Source organism: Sabulicella glaciei (assembly GCF_026183895.1).
GTDB classification, from domain to species: domain Bacteria; phylum Pseudomonadota; class Alphaproteobacteria; order Acetobacterales; family Acetobacteraceae; genus Roseococcus; species Roseococcus glaciei.
In genome coordinates this window covers 1-17,428 of sequence record NZ_JAPFQI010000021.1, presented here as the reverse complement: position 1 = coordinate 17,428, position 17,428 = coordinate 1, and the positions used below count along the sequence as shown (strand labels likewise).

General features: G+C 68.7%; 16 protein-coding genes, 1 tRNA gene and 1 pseudogene. 9 read left to right on the top strand and 9 right to left on the bottom strand.

Annotated features, from left to right (window positions below):
- The first annotated feature begins 186 nt into the window (after nucleotides 1–186).
- Both katG and OF850_RS19200 read left to right on the top strand, forming a co-directional pair.
- The gene (gene katG / locus OF850_RS19205; RefSeq protein ID WP_408906481.1) at nucleotides 187–2,409 is read left to right on the top strand and encodes a catalase/peroxidase HPI; all 2,223 of its coding nucleotides are present in this window, start codon (nucleotides 187–189) and stop codon (nucleotides 2,407–2,409) included.
- Nucleotides 2,410–2,461: 52 nt separating this feature from the next.
- On the top strand, nucleotides 2,462–3,556 hold the full coding sequence (locus OF850_RS19200; protein WP_301591947.1) for a glycosyltransferase: 1,095 nt from the start codon (nucleotides 2,462–2,464) through the stop codon (nucleotides 3,554–3,556).
- A 1-nt stretch (nucleotide 3,557) separates the two neighbouring features.
- Here the strand turns inward: OF850_RS19200 and OF850_RS19195 are convergent, their stop codons facing one another.
- Nucleotides 3,558–4,733: a radical SAM protein gene (locus tag OF850_RS19195; protein ID WP_301591946.1), complete on the bottom strand. Its 1,176-nt coding sequence runs from the start codon at nucleotides 4,731–4,733 to the stop codon at nucleotides 3,558–3,560.
- Complete coding sequence (locus OF850_RS19190; RefSeq protein ID WP_301591945.1) at nucleotides 4,730–5,767, bottom strand: radical SAM protein; 1,038 nt, start codon at nucleotides 5,765–5,767, stop codon at nucleotides 4,730–4,732. The genes OF850_RS19195 and OF850_RS19190 overlap by 4 nt, the downstream gene beginning before the upstream one ends.
- A gap of 482 nt (nucleotides 5,768–6,249) precedes the next feature.
- Between OF850_RS19190 and OF850_RS19185 the strand changes: the two are divergent.
- Nucleotides 6,250–6,546 (top strand): annotated as a pseudogene (locus tag OF850_RS19185) (IS3 family transposase); the annotation flags it as partial.
- 207 nt (nucleotides 6,547–6,753) lie between these two features.
- Here OF850_RS19185 and OF850_RS19180 read toward each other — a convergent pair.
- Nucleotides 6,754–6,829, bottom strand: a tRNA-Ala gene (locus tag OF850_RS19180).
- A gap of 135 nt (nucleotides 6,830–6,964) precedes the next feature.
- On the opposite strand from OF850_RS19180, the gene OF850_RS19175 reads away from it, so the two are divergent.
- From OF850_RS19175 to OF850_RS19160, 4 genes are read left to right on the top strand one after another with little or no spacing between them, the layout of a single operon-like run.
- Nucleotides 6,965–7,276 (top strand): YggT family protein, encoded by a 312-nt coding sequence (locus tag OF850_RS19175; RefSeq protein WP_301591944.1) that lies wholly within the window; start codon nucleotides 6,965–6,967, stop codon nucleotides 7,274–7,276.
- 2 nt (nucleotides 7,277–7,278) lie between these two features.
- Nucleotides 7,279–8,118, top strand: a complete 840-nt coding sequence (folD, locus tag OF850_RS19170) for a bifunctional methylenetetrahydrofolate dehydrogenase/methenyltetrahydrofolate cyclohydrolase FolD (RefSeq protein WP_301591943.1) — start codon at nucleotides 7,279–7,281, stop codon at nucleotides 8,116–8,118.
- The gene (locus OF850_RS23765; RefSeq protein WP_301591942.1) at nucleotides 8,115–8,378 is read left to right on the top strand and encodes a hypothetical protein; all 264 of its coding nucleotides are present in this window, start codon (nucleotides 8,115–8,117) and stop codon (nucleotides 8,376–8,378) included. The genes folD and OF850_RS23765 overlap by 4 nt, the downstream gene beginning before the upstream one ends.
- The gene (locus OF850_RS19160) at nucleotides 8,375–9,238 is read left to right on the top strand and encodes a DMT family transporter (RefSeq protein WP_301591941.1); all 864 of its coding nucleotides are present in this window, start codon (nucleotides 8,375–8,377) and stop codon (nucleotides 9,236–9,238) included. Before OF850_RS23765 ends, OF850_RS19160 begins: the two co-directional genes overlap by 4 nt.
- Nucleotides 9,239–9,264: 26 nt before the next feature.
- Here OF850_RS19160 and OF850_RS19155 read toward each other — a convergent pair whose 3' ends face one another.
- From OF850_RS19155 to OF850_RS19145, 3 genes are all read right to left on the bottom strand, one after another.
- Complete coding sequence (locus OF850_RS19155; RefSeq protein ID WP_301591940.1) at nucleotides 9,265–10,347, bottom strand: extracellular catalytic domain type 1 short-chain-length polyhydroxyalkanoate depolymerase; 1,083 nt, start codon at nucleotides 10,345–10,347, stop codon at nucleotides 9,265–9,267.
- Between the two features lie 132 nt (nucleotides 10,348–10,479).
- Complete coding sequence (locus tag OF850_RS19150) at nucleotides 10,480–11,655, bottom strand: UxaA family hydrolase (RefSeq protein WP_302474491.1); 1,176 nt, start codon at nucleotides 11,653–11,655, stop codon at nucleotides 10,480–10,482.
- A gap of 15 nt (nucleotides 11,656–11,670) precedes the next feature.
- On the bottom strand, nucleotides 11,671–11,955 hold the full coding sequence (locus OF850_RS19145; protein WP_301591939.1) for a UxaA family hydrolase: 285 nt from the start codon (nucleotides 11,953–11,955) through the stop codon (nucleotides 11,671–11,673).
- A 170-nt stretch (nucleotides 11,956–12,125) separates the two neighbouring features.
- Here OF850_RS19145 and OF850_RS19140 point away from each other — a divergent pair, with 170 nt between their 5' ends.
- Together OF850_RS19140 and radC are read left to right on the top strand one after the other, a co-directional pair.
- Entirely contained in the window at nucleotides 12,126–13,001 is an 876-nt protein-coding gene (locus OF850_RS19140) for a branched-chain amino acid aminotransferase (RefSeq protein WP_301591938.1), read from the top strand.
- Nucleotides 13,002–13,111: 110 nt separating this feature from the next.
- Nucleotides 13,112–13,894, top strand: a complete 783-nt coding sequence (radC, locus tag OF850_RS19135; RefSeq protein WP_301591937.1) for a RadC family protein — start codon at nucleotides 13,112–13,114, stop codon at nucleotides 13,892–13,894.
- A gap of 105 nt (nucleotides 13,895–13,999) precedes the next feature.
- On the opposite strand, the gene OF850_RS19130 is transcribed toward radC, so the two are convergent.
- The 3 genes from OF850_RS19130 to OF850_RS19120 all read right to left on the bottom strand — a co-directional run bounded on the left by OF850_RS19130 (nucleotide 14,000) and on the right by OF850_RS19120 (nucleotide 17,225).
- Nucleotides 14,000–14,782, bottom strand: a complete 783-nt coding sequence (locus OF850_RS19130) for an amino acid ABC transporter ATP-binding protein (RefSeq protein WP_301591936.1) — start codon at nucleotides 14,780–14,782, stop codon at nucleotides 14,000–14,002.
- Nucleotides 14,783–14,793: 11 nt separating this feature from the next.
- Nucleotides 14,794–15,936: an amino acid ABC transporter permease gene (locus OF850_RS19125; RefSeq protein ID WP_408906480.1), complete on the bottom strand. Its 1,143-nt coding sequence runs from the start codon at nucleotides 15,934–15,936 to the stop codon at nucleotides 14,794–14,796.
- An 86-nt stretch (nucleotides 15,937–16,022) separates the two neighbouring features.
- On the bottom strand, nucleotides 16,023–17,225 hold the full coding sequence (locus OF850_RS19120; RefSeq protein ID WP_301591935.1) for an amino acid ABC transporter permease: 1,203 nt from the start codon (nucleotides 17,223–17,225) through the stop codon (nucleotides 16,023–16,025).
- Nucleotides 17,226–17,428 lie beyond the last annotated feature (203 nt).

The following is a 17,428-nucleotide window of genomic DNA, read 5'->3' as shown; positions in this document are numbered from 1 at the left end:
CCGGAGCGCCGGGTTGCACGGGAGTGGGCTCCGCCGGGCGGAGGTCAGCTCAACCTCCGACAATGGCACTCCCCCGACGGAAGACTTCAATCGATGTTCTCGATGGTATCAATCATGAAAAATCGTTTCCAGCGATAACGGACCCTCCCTAGGCTGCCCGCAGCAATCCAGGGAGGGACTGACGCCATGGACACGAATCAACCGAGCGGTCCGCTGAGCTGCCCCATGAAGAAGCCGGGCGCGCTGCGCTCGCTGCTCGGGCGGACCAATCGCGACTGGTGGCCGAACCATCTTTCGCTCGACATCCTTCACCAGAAGGGTCGCACCGGGAATCCGATGGGCGACGGCTTCAACTACCGCAAGGAGTTCCAGACCCTCGACTACGAGGCGGTGAAGCAGGACCTCCGCGCGCTGATGACCGATAGCCAGCCCTGGTGGCCGGCCGATTACGGGCATTACGGCCCCTTCTTCATCCGCATGGCCTGGCACAGTGCTGGCACCTACCGCACGGGCGACGGGCGCGGCGGCGCCTCCTCTGGCGGGCAGCGCTTCGCGCCGCTGAACTCCTGGCCGGACAACGCCAATCTCGACAAGGCGCGGCGCCTGCTTTGGCCCATCAAGCAGAAATACGGCCAGAAGCTTTCCTGGGCCGACCTGATGATCCTCACCGGCAACGTCGCCATCGAATCCATGGGCGGCCCCGTCTTCGGCTTCGGCGGCGGGCGTGAGGACGTCTGGGAGCCCGAGAAGGACATCTACTGGGGCACCGAGGAGGAATGGCTCGGCGACACCCGCATCGACCCCTCGGCGGAGAAGGCGCTGGAAAGCCCGCTGGCCGCGATCCAGATGGGCCTGATCTACGTGAACCCGGAAGGTCCTGGCGGCGTGCCCGATCCGGCCGGCTCGGGCCGAGACATGCGCGAAACCTTCGCGCGCATGGGCATGAACGACGAGGAGACGGTGGCGCTCACCGCCGGCGGCCACACCTTCGGCAAGTGCCACGGCGCGGGCGACGCCAAGAAGGTGGGCGCGGAGCCGGAGGGTTCCGATATCGCGCAGCAGGGTCTGGGCTGGCAGAGCGGCCATGAGAGCGGCTTCGGCGACCACACCATCACCAGCGGACTGGAAGGCGCCTGGACCCCCACGCCGATCGAGTGGGACAACAGCTACTTCCACATGCTGCTCGACTACGAGTACGAGCTGGTGGAAAGCCCGGCGGGAGCCAAGCAGTGGCAGCCCGTCAACCAGAAGCCCGAGGACATGGCGCCCGGCGCGCACAGCCCGGACAAGCGCCTGCCGACCATGATGACCACGGCCGACATGGCGTTAAAAGTGGACCCGGAATACCGCAAGATCTCCGAGCGGTTCCGCGCCAACCCCGGCGAGTTCGCCGACGCCTTCGCCCGCGCCTGGTTCAAGCTGTGCCATCGCGACATGGGGCCGAAGATCCGTTACCTGGGCCCCGAGGTCCCGGCGGAGGACCTCCTCTGGCAGGACCCGATCCCGCAGGCCGACTACGCGCCGATCGACGAGGCCGACATCGCCGCGCTGAAGCGCAAGATTCTCGATTCCGGCCTGTCCACCGCCGAACTCGTGGCGACGGCCTGGGCCTCGGCCTCCACCTATCGCGGCTCGGACCATCGGGGCGGCGCCAACGGCGCGCGCATCCGCCTCGCGCCGCAGAAGGACTGGGAGGTGAACGAGCCGAAGCGCCTGGCCAAGGTGCTGAAGGCATATGAGGGCATCAAGGCCGAGTTCGACGGCGCGGCCCAGGGAGGCAAGAAGGTCTCGCTGGCCGACCTGATCGTGCTCGGCGGCACCGCCGCGGTGGAGAAGGCGGCGAAGGATGCCGGCCACGACGTCCAGGTGCCCTTCGCCCCCGGCCGCACCGACGCCAGCGCCGAGCAGACCGACGCGGCGAGCTTCGACGTGCTGGAGCCCAAGGCGGACGGGTTCCGCAACTACCTCCAGGTGTCGTTCAACGTGCCGACGGAGGAGCTCCTTCTGGACCGCGCGGCGCTTCTCGGCCTCAACGGGCCGGAGATGACGGTGCTGGTCGGCGGGCTGCGCGTGCTGGGGGCCAACCACGGCGGCTCGAAGCACGGCGTCTTCACCGATCGGCCAGGGCTGCTCACCAACGACTTCTTCGTGAACCTGCTCGACATGGGCACGGCGTGGAAGATGGTGGATGGCCACGCGGACGAGGTCTTCACCGGCACCTGCCGCAAGAGCCACGAGGAGAAGTGGACGGCGACGCGCACCGACCTCGCCTTCGGCGCCAACTCGCAGCTTCGCGCGCTGAGCGAGGTTTATGCCTCGGCGGATGCGGGACGGAAGTTCGTGGGTGACTTCATCGCCGCCTGGACCAAGGTGATGAACGCCGACCGCTTCGACCTGCGGCGGCCGTGAGGCGACGCGGCGCGGCGGGCATCGTCCCGCCGCCCGCACCCCTTGCCACAGGATGACCGCAGTCGCTCACCTCCTCAGTGGCTTGACCATCGGCGGCAAGGAACGCGCGGCGCTTCGGCTCGCGCGAAGGGGACTGCGCGAAGGGCAGGACCACGCGCTGGTGCTGTTCGACCAGCCTTTCCGCGGCCCGGAAACCGATTTCGACCCAGGCGAGGTCCCAACCCATTTCCTGCCGCGGGGTGGCGGGCTGGACCTGCGCTTCGCCTGGCGGCTGGCGCGCTTGCTCCGGCGCATGGGAGCGGGCGCCATCCATGCGCACAACGACACGGCGCTGTTCTATGCCGCCCTGGCATCCCGGCTTCTCCTCCGGCGGCCGCCGAGGGTCGTCGCGACCTTCCACACCTGGCCCAGCCATCCCACTTCCCACGCGCGGCGACTGAATCGCCTGGCGTCCCGCGTGGCCGAGGTCGCGGCGGTTTCCGACGAGCTGTCGGAGCGGCTTCGCGTGGCGGGTTGGCTCGGCCCGTGTTCGACGATCTGGAACGGGGTGGACCAGGGCGAGTTCTTTCCCGCCCCCGCGCCTCCATCCTGGCGACGCGAAATGGGCATAGGCGACGACGCGATCCTCGTTGGACATGTGGCGCGTCTCGATCCCATCAAGCGGCACGCGGATCTTCTGGAGGCTGCCGCCACGCTGGCCCGCACGGCACCGCGGGTGGTCTTCCTGCTCGTGGGCCAAGGGCCATTGGCGGAGCAGGTCAGGCGGGATGCGGCCGGTCTGGGGAATATCCGCTTCCTTTCCCAGGCGGCGGACATGGCGGCGCTGATGCGCGGCCTGGACCTGATCACGCTGTGCTCCGCCCACGAAGCGGCACCGCTGGTGCTCCTCGAGGGCATGGCCTGCGGCGTGCCAGTCGTCGCGACCCATGTCGGCGGCATCCCCCACATGGTCGGGACGGGCGGCGATGCGGCCGGGCTGCTCGTGCCGCCCTTTGACCCTTCCTCGCTTGCTGCGGCCATCGGGCGCTTGGCGGCGCATGCGGAAGAGCGGGCGCACTTCAGCGCTGCTGCGGCGCGCCGGGCCGCGGCCTTCTCCTTCGAGGCCGAATGGTCCGCCTATGACAGGCTGTATCGCGGCGAGGCCTAGGTCACGCGCTCTCCTTGGGCAGGCTCGCATAGCGGAGGCGGCTTGGAAGATGCTTCTGGATGCGGCTGTCGCGTTCGCAATGGCAGTTCGGGCAGTTTAGCTGGAAGGCGTCGCGTGCCGCTTGCCGATGCGTCGGAGTGAAGAGCATGTCCCTCAGCGGGCTTTCGCGGATATTGCCCAGCTTGAAGGTGACGTAGCACAGCTGCACCGAGCCATCGGCGCCAACCCAGATCAGATTGCTCACGTCGCAGGGCACGCGCATGTCCGGGCCCTTGAGCAGCCAGTCCGGGATGGAGTGGATGCTGGCCAGGCTTTCGCGCACCCGCAGCGGATTCGCTTGCTTGAGACGGCTGAGTTCCGCGACGACGCGGCGGATCTCGGGTTCCTGCTCCTGCGTGAAGTGCAGCCCGCCTTGCTGGCCATCGGTGAAATAGGGCAGGGAGTAGTGGACGAGGTCCGTGTGGAAGCTCATGTCGAAGCGCTCGGCGAAATCCCATGCCGTGCGCAGCGCCTCGACCGTGCAGGTCGGACGCATGATGAGGTAGTTGAGCTGCAGCGACAGCGCCGAGCCGTAGCGGGCACGTGCGTAGGTCAGCCCCTCCTCCAGCCGCGCGAAGGAGGCCTTGCGGTTGACGTAGCTGTCGTAGCCCTCCCCCGTTCCGTAGAAGCCGATCGTGATGTTCCGCAGCCCGGCCTCGAACAGCGCGTCGATCTTCTGCCGGAGCAGGGTGCCGTTCGTCGTGACATAGGTCGCGAGGCCAAGCCCTACCGAATGCTGGACCATCTCCGGCAGCTGCTTGTGCAGCAGCGGCTCGCCGCCATAGAGCCGCACCAGTTCGACCCCACCTGCCTTGGCGTCGTCGAGGAGGTTGCGCACCTCGTTCAGCGAAAGCTGGTGGCCCGGCATGAAGTCGCGGCCATAGCGGCAGCCAGTGCAGCGCAGGTTGCAGTTCGCGGTGACCGCGACGGTGATGCGCCGCGGCCGGGGCTGGATCACCGAAGGGACCATCTGCCCAATTGAGTGCTCCACCAGGCCCACGCCCTGCTCGATCTGCCGCAGGCTCCGCTTGAGGGCCGGCATGGAGCGGGTGGCGGCGCGGGCCGATTCCCGCATGGCGTCCGTCAGGCGCCGGAGCGCGGGTCCGGAGCGATGGTCGATCGTGATGATCCGGGTCAAGCCTGTGTCGCCTCCCCTGCGAGCATGCGGCCGTAGCGGCGCATGGATGGGACGTCTTTCTGGATGCGCGTCTGCGCCTTGCAGGTGCAGTTCGGGCAGTTGAGCTGGAAGCCGTCGCGAGCGGCCTGCGCGTGCGCCTCGGTGAACAAGAGGTCGCGCAGGCGGTGCGTGTTGACGTTGCCGAGCGGCAGCGCGACGTCGCAAAGCTGCAGCGTGCCGTCGGCGCCGAGCCAGAGCAGTTCATAGGCGTCGCAGGGGACGCGCATGGCAGGCCCCTTCAGCAGCCAATCGGGCACCGAGCGGATGAATTCGGGTGAGTGCAGGAAGCGCTCTGGCTCCGACCTCTTGAGGTCCAGCAGGGCGCGCGTCACGGCCTCGACGCGCGGACGGTCATCGGGCTGGAGCTGCAGATCGGCCTCGCGGTCCTGGACAAAGAACGGAGCCGCGTAGTTCGCGAGGTCGATGTGGAAGAACATGTCGTATTTGCGGGCGAAGGACCAAGCCAGCTCGAGGTCGGCGAGGTTGCAGGTTTCGCGGATGAGGACGAAGTTGAGCTGCAGCTCGAAAGTGCTTCCGTACCTCTCCCGGACCTGGGAAAGGCTGCGTTCGAGACGCTCGAAGTGACCCCGGCGCCGCGTGTAGTCGTCGTAGCGCGCGCCGATGCCGTAGAAGCCGATGGTGGCGAGGCGCAGCCCCGCGTCGAAGAGCGCCGGGATCTTCGGGCCGAGATGCGTGCCGTTGGTGGTCACGTACGGACGCATGCCGAGGCCGATCGTGTGCCGCACCATGGCCGGCAGGTCGGGATGCAGCAGGGGCTCGCCGCCATAGAAGCGGACGCGGTCGATCCCGGCCTCCCGCGCATCCTCCAGCACGGAGCGGATCGTCTCGAGGGAAAGGCGCTCGCCGGCCATGAAGTCGCGCCCGTAGCGGCAGCCCTTGCAGCGCAGGTTGCAGTCCGCCGTGACGGCAATGGTCAACTGACGCGGCTTGGGCTGGATCACGCCGGGGGCCCAACGCGCGACGGAATGCCGCAACTGGGCTGCGGCCTGGTCAACGCGCTTGGCGGCCGTCCTGATCAGCGGAAAGGGGCCGAGGGCTTGCGCCGCCGCTCTCGAAATAGAGATGCGCCTCACCGACAACGGCGCGTCTTACGGTTATTGTGTCGAGTGGCGGATTGCCGAGGCGCTGTTCTAAGCATCGCCGCAACGCTCGGGCAAGATTAACGGCAGATCAAGCCAATAAATGCGATTATCTGCCATCTTTGATGCTTATATGCGGGCACATTATTTTTTTTGGAAGCGAGATTCTTTTTTCTTCTGTTGTTGCTTGCTGGGGTCTGTCATCTCTTGAAATGATCGATCGGGACGGTGAGGCACGGCGCGCTGAGGAAGGGACTCGGCGGTTTTCGCGAATCGCGTGGCAACGGCTTGCCATTCCTTGAGCCTCTCCTGACCTGCCCCCTTGGAAGCGGGCCGCCGGCGGAATGAGTTCGACGGAGCCGAGGAGAGCACTGAGAATGGCGAGGAAGCATCACAAGCCGAAGGAAATCGTGCCGAAGCTGCACCCGGTCGAGGTTTCGCTCGCATAGGGAAAATCCGCTGTTGAGGCGGTGCGGACGATCGGGGTGACGGCGCAGACGTATTCTCGGTAGCGGATGGAACTCGGCCGGCTTGAAGCTGGACCAGGCGAAGCGGCTGAAGGAGTCGGCGCGGGAGAAGGCGCGGCTTCGGAAGGCGGTGTCGGACCTGACGCTCGAGAAGGTCATCCGAAGGAAGCCGCCTCGGGAAAGTGGGAGCCCGCGCGGCGGCGGGCCTGAGTTGGGCACGTCATGCGCGAGCTTGGCGTGTCGAACGCAAGATTCCCTATGGGGCGCGAGGCGCTGGATCGAAGAGCGCGGCCAACAACCTCGACGCACACGGTCGGCATAACGCGTCAGCACGCCGTAGTCGCGAAGGTAGTTGGGAAAGCGGAGCAGCGGCTTTCTAAAAGCCAGCTCATTCAAGTGTTTAAAATGGAATGGTGGTGGAGCTGAGGGGAATCGAACCCCTGGCCTCGTCATTGCGAACGACGCGCTCTCCCAACTGAGCTACAGCCCCGTATCCACGCGCCGCGATGGGGCGCGGCGTGGGGCCGGTGTGTGACCCGTTCCGCGCGCGGAGTCAACAGCGCCCCTTGCGGCAAACCCCCCTATCCGCGACAAACCGGGCCACGCCACGGAACCACCGGACGCCATGATCCTCGATGCCTTGTTCTTTCTCGTGATGGCTGGCCTGAACCTGTTTTTCTGGGCCATCATCATCGCCGCCGTGCTGTCGCTGCTGACCGGCTTCGGCATCCTGGACACGCGCAACCGCGTGGTCTGGACCATCGGCGACTTTTTCTACCGCGTGACCGAACCGGCCTTGCGCCCGGTGCGCGACCGGCTGCCCAATCTGGGCGGCATCGACCTTTCGCCCCTCGTGGTGCTGCTGCTGATCCAGGCCGCCATGCTGCTGGTCGCGGCCATCCAGGGCTACCTGATCCGCGGCGGGGTGTATTTCTGACCATGGCGCGAATCCTCGACGGCAAGGCCGTGGCCGCGCGGCTGCGCGCCGGGCTGGCCGAGCGCGTCGCCGGAATTGGCTTCCGCCCCGGCCTCGTCGTCGTGCGCGTGGGGGAGGACCCGGCAAGCGGCGTCTATGTCCGCAACAAGGACCGCGCGGCGCGGGAGGCGGGGTTCGAAAGCCGCACCCTGCACCTGTCCGAGGACACCGCCGAGGACGCCCTGCTGCGCGAGATCGCGGCGCTGAACGCCGACCCGGCGGTGGACGGCATCCTGGTGCAGCTTCCCCTGCCGGGCCACATCCGGGCCGAGGCGGCGATCGCCGCCGTGGACCCGGCAAAGGACGTGGACGGGTTCCACCCGATCAATGCCGGGCGCCTCGCCTCCGGCCTGCCCGGCCTCGTGCCCTGCACGCCGCGCGGGGTGATGCACCTGCTGCGGGAGGCCGGGGTGAAGCTGCGCGGGGCGCGCGCCATCGTGCTCGGCCGGTCGCAGATCGTCGGGCGGCCCATGGCGCAGCTCCTGCTGGGCGCCGACTGCACCGTCACCATGGCCCATTCCCGCACCGACGACCTGCCGGCTGAATGCCGCCGCGCCGACATCCTGGTGGCGGCGGTCGGGCGGCCGGAGATGGTGCGCGGCGGCTGGATCAAGCCTGGCGCCACTGTGGTGGATGTGGGCATCAACCGCCTGCCCGACGGGCGCCTCGTCGGCGACGTCGCCTTCACTGAGGCCGAGACGATGGCCGCCGCCATCACCCCCGTGCCGGGCGGCGTTGGCCCCATGACCATCGCCTGCCTGCTGGAGAACACTCTGGAAGCCGCGCTGGCGAGGCGCGCGTGATCCTCCACCGCTTCCTGCAGGTCGTGGGCGCGCTGGCGGTGCTGATGTGCCTCCAGCTGGCCTGGGAGGCCTCGCCGCTGGGCGGCGATGGCTGGTCGCGCGCGCGGATGCTCTACGCCATGGCGGGCCTGGTTTCAGCCCTGGCGCTGATCGCGATCGGGGGCCTGGGCATTGCCCTGGCACGGGCCGAGAGGCAGGCGGCCGAGATGCGCGAGGCGCTGGCGCGGCTGGAGGCATTGCTGCGCGACCGGGCCGGGTGAGCCTCCTCCTCGCCGCTTCCTACATCCTGATCTGGGGCTCGGCCTTCAACGCGGCGCGGGTGGTGGCGCTGGAATGGCCGCCGCTCTGGGCGCTGGCCCTGCGCTTCGTCCTGGTGGTGCCGGCCCTGGCCCTGATCTGGTCCCTTCGCCGCGCCTCCTTTCCGCGCGGCGGCGATGCGTGGCGGCTCTTCGGCATGGGGGCGCTGGGCATGGGCGGCTACCTCGCCTGCGCCTGGGTGGCGTCCAAGCACGTGCCGTCCGGTCTCGTCGCGCTGCTGGCCGCCACCTCGCCGCTCTTTGTCGCCCTGGGTTCCGCGCTGCGCGGCGAGGCGATGGCGCGTCTGGGCTGGCTGGGCCTCGCCCTGGGCTGGCTGGGTGTCGCGGTGCTAGGGCTGTCGCGCTCGGCGGATGGGCTGGCGGCGGCGGAGGCCTGGGGCCTCGGACTGACGCTGCTGGGTGCCCTGCTGCAGGCGGCTGGGGTGCTGATCTACGCCCCGGCGCGGGCGCGCATGGATCCCTGGGTGGCGAATCTCGGCCAGACGGCGGTGGCGGCGCTGGTGCTGGTCCTGCTGGCCGTGCCCTTTGGCGGCCCCCTGCCCACGAGCGCCTCCACCCCCTTCATCCTGGGCATGGTGTATTCCTCCGTCGTGGTGGGGATGGGCGGCTACGCGCTGTTCTTTGTCGTGATCCGCCGCTTCGGGCCGAGCAACGCGGCGGCGCTCCAGCTCCTCTCGCCCCCAGTGGCCGCGCTGATCGGCTGGTCCCTGCTCGGCGAGCGGCTGATCTGGGGCGACCTCGTGGGCGGCGCGCTAACCCTGGGCGGGCTGCTGCTGATGTTCCGGGCGCGGGCGCGGGGCTGAACCCACGCCCGCGCGGCCGGCTGGCGCTACTGGCGGCCGGCCAGCCGCATCGCCCGCTCGATCGCCTGCTCCGGCGACATCTGCGCCCATTCCAGCGGGTCGGGCATCAGCGGCGCCTCGCGCGGGCGCGGGGCGGCCTCGGGTGCGTCGGCGATCACCCGCTCCGGGTCGGCGAGGCCCCAGGCGGCGGCGCTGTGCCAGGTGGAGTGGATCCCGGCATCCAGGATGAAGGGACCGGCCACGCCGCCACGGCGCACCGCTTCCTCCACCCCCGGGCCGATCGGCGCGCCATGCGCCAGCCCTTCCAGCGTCCAGGCCTCCACCGCCGTCCGCCCCGCCCCGTCGTGCCATTGCAGGCGGCGCGCGCCATCCACCGTCACGCTCGAGCGCGGCGCGCCCGTGATGCCGTGCAGGTCGAGCCATTGCGCGGCGAGGTCGGCGGCGTTGCGGGGGGCCACGGTGGTGTCGGCGGCCCCCTGCCAGATGGACACGCTGGGCCACGGGCCGCGATGGTTGGAGGCGCGGCGGACCAGGTCGCCCCATTCGCGCGGCGCGTGGCGGACGCCGCCGCGCATCGCCAGCAGCGCCTCCTCCATCGTGCGGGCCGCGCCGAAGGGCAGCCCGGCCAGGACCGCGCCGCCGGCGAACAGCGCCGGATGGGCGGCGAGCAGGAAATTCGCCATGGCGCCGCCGGCGGAAAGCCCGGACACGTAGACGCGCCGCGCGTCTAGCCCCTCGGCGGCGACGAGGTGGCGAACCATCTGCGCGATGCTTTCCGCCTCGGCGCGGCCGCGCTCCATGTCGAACCAGTTGAAGCAGCGCATCGGGTTGTTGGGGCCGCGCTGCTCGGGCGCCAGCACGGCGAAGCCCTCGCGCTCGGCCAGGGTGGTCCAGCCGGTGCCGCGGTCATAGCCGCGCGCATCCTGCTGGCATCCATGCAGGATGACCACGAGGCCGCGTGCCCCGGGCGGCACGAAGCTATAGCCGTCCAGCGCGCCCGGATTGGCGCCGAACCCGACCAGGCGCGACAGGGGGGAGGGACCGGAAGGACCGGAAGAAGCGACGTGCCGGCGAACCAGATCGTCAAGCGAGGCAAAAGGCTTGCGCACCGGCATGTTCCTTATCAATGGGCGGCGCGAGAAGGCGCCCTGGGAGGAACGTGACGTGGGGCCGGTCGTTGTGCGCTGCAACATAAAAAGGGAGGGGGGCGCCCCGCGCCAAGCGCGCCCCTCCCTCCCGGGTCAGGCGCTTTCGTAGAGGCGCGTGAGGCTGAACTCGCGGTGGCCGAGCAGCTCGGCCGCCGTCAGCTCGCCATCGGCGGTGCGCAGCATGCAGTCGAGCAGCGCCTCGCCCGCGTCATCCATGTTCATGCGCTTCTGCAGCAGCCCGGTCACGTCCACGTCGATATGCTCGCCCATGGTGCGCTGGGTGCGCGGATTCGCCGTGATCTTGATGACCGGCAGGATCGGGTTGCCGATCACGTTGCCCTGGCCCGTCGGGAAGAAATGCACGGCATAGCCCGAGGCGGCGCAGAGCGTGACCATCTCGGCCGCGGCGGAGGATGAGTCCATGAACCACAGGCCGGGCCCGTCCGGACGCTCGGCCTTGTCCAGCACGCCGTCCACGGTGCACTTCTTGCCGATCTTCTGGATGTTGCCGAGCGCCTTCTCCTCGATGGTGGTGAGCCCACCCTCGATGTTGCCCTTGGTGGGCTGGCTTTCGCTCAGGTCGTTGGTCTTGTTGGTCTCGACCACGCGCTGGTAGCGGTCGAACATCGCCTGGAACTTGTCGGCGATCTCGGGCGTCTTGCAGCGCGCCTTCACCAGGTGCTCGCCCCCCGTCAGCTCCGTCGTCTCGCCGAACACCAGCGTGTGCCCGTTCTCCCACAGCTTGTCGAAGGCGTTGCCGACAGTGGGGCAGGAGGCGAGGCCGGAGGTCGTGTCGCTCTCGCCGCACTTGGTCGAGACCCAGAGGTCCACCAGCGGCGCCTTGGACTTCTTCAGGCGGGAGGCGTGCTTCACCATCTTGTAGGCGGCGCGCGAGGCGTTCGCGATGGTGTTGATGTCGCCGTTCTGCTCGATGGCGAAGCCCTCGACCGGCTTGCCCGACTTCGCAATGCCCTCGACGATCTTGCCGGTCCAGCCCGGCTCGATGCCGATCACGATCACGGCGGCGACGTTGGGGTTGCAGCCGGTGCCGATCAGCGTGCGGAAATGCAGGTCCAGATCGGCGCCGAACTGGAGGCGGCCATAGGCGTGCGGGATCGCCATCGCGCCCTTGATGTTGTTCGCCACCGCCTCGGCGGCCGCATTGGACAGGTCGTCCACCGGCAGGATGATCACGTGGTTGCGGACGCCCATGCGCCCGTCCTCGCGGCGCCAGCCCTCGAAGCTGGAACCCTTCAGGTCAATCGCCATTGCTCGCGTCTTTCCTTACCAGCGCTTGGTCTTGACGTTGTGGACGTGCAGGTGCTCGCCGGGCTGGATGTCCGACACGGCCTTTCCGATGTCCACGCCGTACTTGATGATGGCCTCGCCTGCCTTGATCGGCTTGATCGCCAGCTTGTGGCCGATCGGGATGTCCGACTTCGCGTCGAACTCAATCATCTTGTCCTGATCCATGATCCAGCCGTTGATGCGGTTGGAGGCCTTCAGCCCCTCGACCACCACAACCCCCACCGAATCCCCCTCGTCATGCACGACGAAATGGATGGTCATCGCGCGCCCTCCTCTTTGACTGAGTTACAAGACTGGACCCATTCGGCCAGGGCGGCAACATCCCCCCGGAACGCGGTCGGCGCCCCGCGTGGTGCCTCTTCACGCCGCAGAGAGGGCTTCAAGGCGCCCGGCTGACATGGCAGGATCGGGCCAGAGACAGGAGAGCGCGCATGGCCGGCGTGTATTGGTATGACGGGCAGTGGAGCAGCGAGGAGCCGAAGATCATCGGCCCGATGGACCACTGCTTCTGGCTCGGCTCCGTCATCTTCGACGGGGCGCGCTCCATCACCGGCTGGGCGCCCGATCTGGAGAAGCACTGCGCCCGCGCCGTGCGCTCCGCCCGCGTCATGGGCATGAAGCCGACCAAGACGCCCGAGGAGATCGAGGCGCTGTGCCGCGAGGGCATCCGCCGCATGGGGCCGGAGGCGACGCTCTACATCCGGCCGATGTTCTTCATCCGGCGGGGCCTGGGCGCGTCGCGGCCCGATCCCGACAGCACGGATTTCCTGCTGGCGCTCTACGAGGCGCCCATCCCTGCCTGGGCCGGGTTCTCCGCCGTGCTGGCGCCGTTCCGCCGCCCCGCGACGGACATGGCCCCCACCGACGCCAAGGCGGCCTGCCTCTACCCTAACGGCGCCCGCGCCACGGCCTGGGCGGTGGAGCGCGGCGCCGAGATGGCGGTGCTGTGCGACGCGCTGGGCCATGTGGCGGAGTTCGCCGCCTCCAATATCTGGCTCGTGAAGGACGGGGTGGTGGTGACGCCGGCCGCGAACCACACCTTCCTGGCCGGCATCACCCGCTCCCGCGTGCTCGGCCTGCTGCGGGCGGATGGGATGACCGTGGAGGAGCGGGCGGTGCGGCCGGAGGAACTCGACACGGCGGACGAGATCTTCTCCACGGGCAACTACGCCAAGGTGCAGCCCTGCAATGCGATGAACGGCCGCGCCCTGCCGGTCGGCCCCGTGGCGACGCGGGCGCGCGAGCTTTACTGGTCCTGGATGCAGTCGCAGCCTAAGGTGGTGAGCGAGGCCCAGGCCGCGGAGTAGCGCCGCGGCTTGACGCCCCGACGCAACCCAGGGTTACCCTGATGGCAGGGTAAGCCGGGGGGCTTGGGGTGGATTATCCGGAAAGCGGCGCGGGAACCGTGCCTGCAGGCGTGGCCGAAATCAGCGCGGGCTTCCGTCATGCCGTGCCTGACGAGCGTCCCTTCGCCCCGCCCGAAGCCTATGCCGACGCGCCCTCGGGCGCCCCCGCTCGGCCTTTCCCCGGCACCGGGCCGCAGGGCCACCGCCAGCGCATGCGCGACAAGCTGGTGCATCGCGGCCCCGACTCCCTGGCCGACTACGAATTGCTGGAGATGCTGCTCTACGCCGCCTTCCGCATGGGCGACACCAAGCCCCTCGCCAAGGCGCTGATCAACCGCCACGGCTCCTTCAGTCGGGTGCTGGCGGCGCGGGCGGACCATCTGGCGCGGGAGCCGTCGCTGGGGGTGAACGGGGCCGCGGCGATCAAGCTGGTCCATGCCGCCGCGCTGCGCCTCGTCCAGGCGGAGGTGATGGAGATGCCCGTCCTGTCCAACTGGGACCGGCTGATGGAATACCTCACCGCCGCCTTGGCGCGGGAGCGGACGGAGCAGTTCCGCGTACTGTTCCTGGACCCGCGCAACCGCCTGATCGCCGACGAGGTGCTGCACCGGGGCACGGTGAACCACGCCCCGGTCTATCCGCGCGAGGTGGTAAAGCGCGCGCTGGAGCTGCACAGCACCGCGCTGATCCTGGTGCACAACCACCCGAGCGGCGACCCGACGCCGAGCGGCCCCGACATCGAGATGACGGCGGCGGTGAAGGCGGCCGCCGCCGTGCTCGACATCGCGGTGCATGACCACGTCATCATGGGCAGCGGCAATTGGACCAGCCTGCGCCAGATGGGGATGATGTAGGGCGGGCCGACGCCCCGATCGGCAGGCGGGCGGCGCCGCAAGGCATCCTTGGCGCGATCTGTGGCCCCCACGAAACCTGCGATGCAGGTTTCGTGGGGAGAGTTTTCAGTGTCCCCGCAGGATCTGCGACAGGAACAGCTTGAGGCGGTCGGTCTGCGGGTTGCTGAAGATCGCCTCGGGCTCGCCCTGCTCGACGATTTCGCCGCGGTCCATGAACACCACGCGGTCCGCCACTTGGCGGGCGAAGCCCATCTCGTGCGTCACGCAGATCATGGTCATGCCGGTGTCGGCCAGCATCACCATGGTGTCCAGCACTTCCTTGATCATCTCGGGGTCGAGGGCCGAGGTCGGCTCGTCGAAGAGCATGATCTTGGGTTGCATGCAGAGCGCGCGCGCGATGGCGACGCGCTGCTGCTGCCCACCGGACAACTGGCCCGGATACTTGCCCGCCTGCTCCGGGATCCGGACGCGGGTGAGGTATTCCATCGCCAGCGCCTCGGCCTCCTTCTTGGGCATCTTGCGGACCCAGATGGGGGCGAGGGTGCAGTTCTCGAGGATGGTGAGGTGCGGGAAGAGGTTGAAGGACTGGAACACCATCCCGACCTCGCGCCGGATGGCGTCCAGCGCCTTCAGGTCGTCGGACAGCTCGATCCCGTCCACGCTGATGCGGCCTTCCTGATGCTCCTCCAGCCGGTTGATGCAGCGGATCAGCGTGGACTTGCCCGAGCCCGAGGGGCCGCAGACCACGACGCGCTCGCCCTGCGCGACGCTGAGGTTGACGTCGCGCAGCACGTGCAGCGACCCGAACCACTTGTTCACCCGCTCCAGCAGGATGGCGGGCGGCGCATCGGCCTTGACGGCCGAGGTGAGGGTTTCGGCAGCGGACATGCGGGGTCTCCTCAGCGGCGGCGGTGGCGGTTGAACTCCGCCTCGAGCCCGGCGCTGTACTGGCTCATCGCGAAGCAGAACATGAAGTAGATCAGGCCGAGCGTGATGTAGACCTCCACGCCGAAGCCCTGCCATTGCGGCTCGATCAACGCCGTCTTGCCCGCGGTCAGCAGGTCGAAGATGCCGATGATGAGGACGAGGGAGGTGTCCTTGAAGAAGCCGATGAAGGTGTTCACCAAGGGCGGGATCACGAGGCGCAGCGCCTGCGGCAGGATGATGAGCCCGGTCTTCTTCCAGTAGGACAGGCCGAGCGCATCGGCCGCCTCGTACTGGCCCTTGGGCAGGGCCTGGAGGCCGCCGCGCACCACCTCCGCCAGGTAGGCGCCGGCGAAGAGGATGATGGCGATCTGCGCGCGCAGCAGCTTGTCGATGTTGATCCCCTCGGGAAGGAAGAGGGGGAACATCACGCTCGCCATGAAGAGCAGCGAGATCAGCGGCACGCCGCGGATCAGCTCGACGTAGAGGACGCAGAGCGCCTTGATGGCCGGCAGCTGCGAGCGCCGTCCCAGCGCCACCAGGATCGCCAGCGGAAAGGCGAAGGCGAGGCCGAACGTGGCGAGGATCAGCGTGATGGGCAGCCCGCCCCAGCGCTCCTGCGGGACAAAGGAAAGGCCGAACACCCCGCCCCACATCAGGATGCCGATGACGGTGAGCGTCACCGCCCAGATCACCGCGAGGCGCCAGTTCCAGAAGCGCCGCATGGCCGAGACGATGTAGAGGCCGACAAACAGCGCGCAGACCAGCAGCGGCCGCCAGTGCTCGTCATAGGGGTAGGTGCCGAACAGGATGAAGCGATGCTTGTCGGCGATGATGGCCCAGCAGGCGCCGACGCCCTTGTTGTCGCGGCAGGCGCTGGTGTCAGGCTGGCCGGCGGCGTTGTAGGGCACCGTCCAGATCGCGTTGACGAAGGCCCAGTCCACGAAGGACACGGCATAGCGGATCAGCAGGTAGCCCAGCGCCAGGGTGATGGCCGTGGACCACCAGTTGCTGAACAGGTTCTCCCGCGCCCAGGCCGCGGGGCCGAGGAGGCGCTTCGGCGCGGTGCGCGGCAGCGCGTCGTTGGGCATGTTCTCGTTGAGGGCGACGTCGCTCATGGCTCAGCGCTCCACCAGCGCGATTCGGGCGCGCGTCACTGGCCTGCGGCCAGCGAAGCAGGAAAGGGACAACGCGCTCATCGGCGTCACCTTTCCACCAGCGCGATGCGCGCGTTGTACCAATTCATGAACAGGCTGATGCTCAGCGAGATGGTCAGGTAGACCAGCATGATGATGGCGATGCCCTCGATCGCCTGGCCGGTCTGGTTCAGCGTCGTGTTGGCGATGGACACGATGTCCTGGTAGCCGATGGCGACGGCGAGGGACGAGTTCTTGGTGATGTTCAGGAACTGGCTGGTCATCGGCGGGATGATGACGCGCAGCGCCTGCGGCAGCACCACCAGCGACATGACGCGCCCGCGCGGCAGGCCCAGCGCCTGCGCCGCCTCCCACTGGCCCTGGTTCACCGCCAGGATGCCGGCGCGCACGATCTCGGCGATGAAGCCGGCGGTGTAGAGGGTGAGGCCCAGCAGCAGCGCGAAGAACTCGGGGCTGACGGTCAGCCCGCCCTGGAAGTTGAAGCCGCGCAGAAAGGGGATGTCGGGCTGGAAGGGCGCACCCAGCGCCCACCACACCGCGAGCGGCAGCGCGCCCATCAGCGCCACGCCCACCGGCCAGACCGGCCGGGGCTGCCCGTCCTGCATCTGCCGCGCCCGCGCCCAGCGGCGGTACAGGAAGGTGCCCACCACGCCGAGCACGAAGGCGATCAGGGCCCAGCCATGCGCGTCTTCCCAGCGGAAGGAGGGCAGCTTGAGGCCGCGATTGGACAGGAACACGCCTTCCACCGGATTCAGCGCCTGGCGTGGCCCGGGCAGGGCCTGCAGCAGCGCGTACCAGAAGAGGAGCTGGAGCAGCAGGGGCAGGTCGCGCACGATCTCCACATAGGCGCCGGCAATGCGCGCCAGCAGCCAGTTGCGCGACAGCCGCGCGATGCCGAGCAGCGTGCCGAGGATCGTCGCGAGCACGATGCCCACGACGGCGACCTTCAGCGTGTTCAGCACGCCGACCAGCAGCGCGCGGAAATAGGTCATCGAGGGGTCGTACTCGATCAGGGATTCGGCGATGGGCAGGCCCGCCTCGCGCTCCAGGAAGCCGAAGCCGGTGGCGATGCGCCGGACTTCCAGGTTGTAGGAGGTGTTGCGGTAAAGCCAGTAGAACACCGCCAGCACCGCGCCCACGACCAGCACCTGCCAGACGATGTTGCGGACGCGCTCGTCCGACCAGGACAGGCGCAAGGGACGGCGGGGCGCCTGTCGCGCAAAGCGCGGGTCGGCGGAAACGTCGGACATGGAAAGCCTTATCCCTGTTCACGTCGCCGAGGCGTTTTCGCCTTCGGAAGAAAGTGGCGGGGGGGGGGGGGCCCCCCCCCCCCCCCCGCCGCTCGCGCGGGTGGCGCAAGCACATGCGCAAGGTGAAGGCGCAGCAGCGCCGGAGCTGAGTCCGGCTCCCGCGGCCTCGCCGCGGGACCATGGTGCCATCGCCCGGGAAAGGC

Excerpts from the sequence above, each read along its gene's own strand:
- katG (WP_408906481.1), top strand. The coding sequence starts at position 187 with ATGGACACGAATCAACCGAGCGGTCCGCTGAGCTGCCCCATGAAGAAG.
- OF850_RS19200 (WP_301591947.1), top strand. The coding sequence starts at position 2,462 with ATGACCGCAGTCGCTCACCTCCTCAGTGGCTTGACCATCGGCGGCAAG.
- OF850_RS19175 (WP_301591944.1), top strand. The coding sequence starts at position 6,965 with ATGATCCTCGATGCCTTGTTCTTTCTCGTGATGGCTGGCCTGAACCTG.
- folD (WP_301591943.1), top strand. The coding sequence starts at position 7,279 with ATGGCGCGAATCCTCGACGGCAAGGCCGTGGCCGCGCGGCTGCGCGCC.
- OF850_RS19150 (WP_302474491.1), bottom strand. The coding sequence starts at position 11,655 with ATGGCGATTGACCTGAAGGGTTCCAGCTTCGAGGGCTGGCGCCGCGAG.
- OF850_RS19145 (WP_301591939.1), bottom strand. The coding sequence starts at position 11,955 with ATGACCATCCATTTCGTCGTGCATGACGAGGGGGATTCGGTGGGGGTT.
- OF850_RS19140 (WP_301591938.1), top strand. The coding sequence starts at position 12,126 with ATGGCCGGCGTGTATTGGTATGACGGGCAGTGGAGCAGCGAGGAGCCG.
- OF850_RS19130 (WP_301591936.1), bottom strand. The coding sequence starts at position 14,782 with ATGTCCGCTGCCGAAACCCTCACCTCGGCCGTCAAGGCCGATGCGCCG.
- OF850_RS19125 (WP_408906480.1), bottom strand. The coding sequence starts at position 15,936 with ATGAGCGACGTCGCCCTCAACGAGAACATGCCCAACGACGCGCTGCCG.
- OF850_RS19120 (WP_301591935.1), bottom strand. The coding sequence starts at position 17,225 with ATGTCCGACGTTTCCGCCGACCCGCGCTTTGCGCGACAGGCGCCCCGC.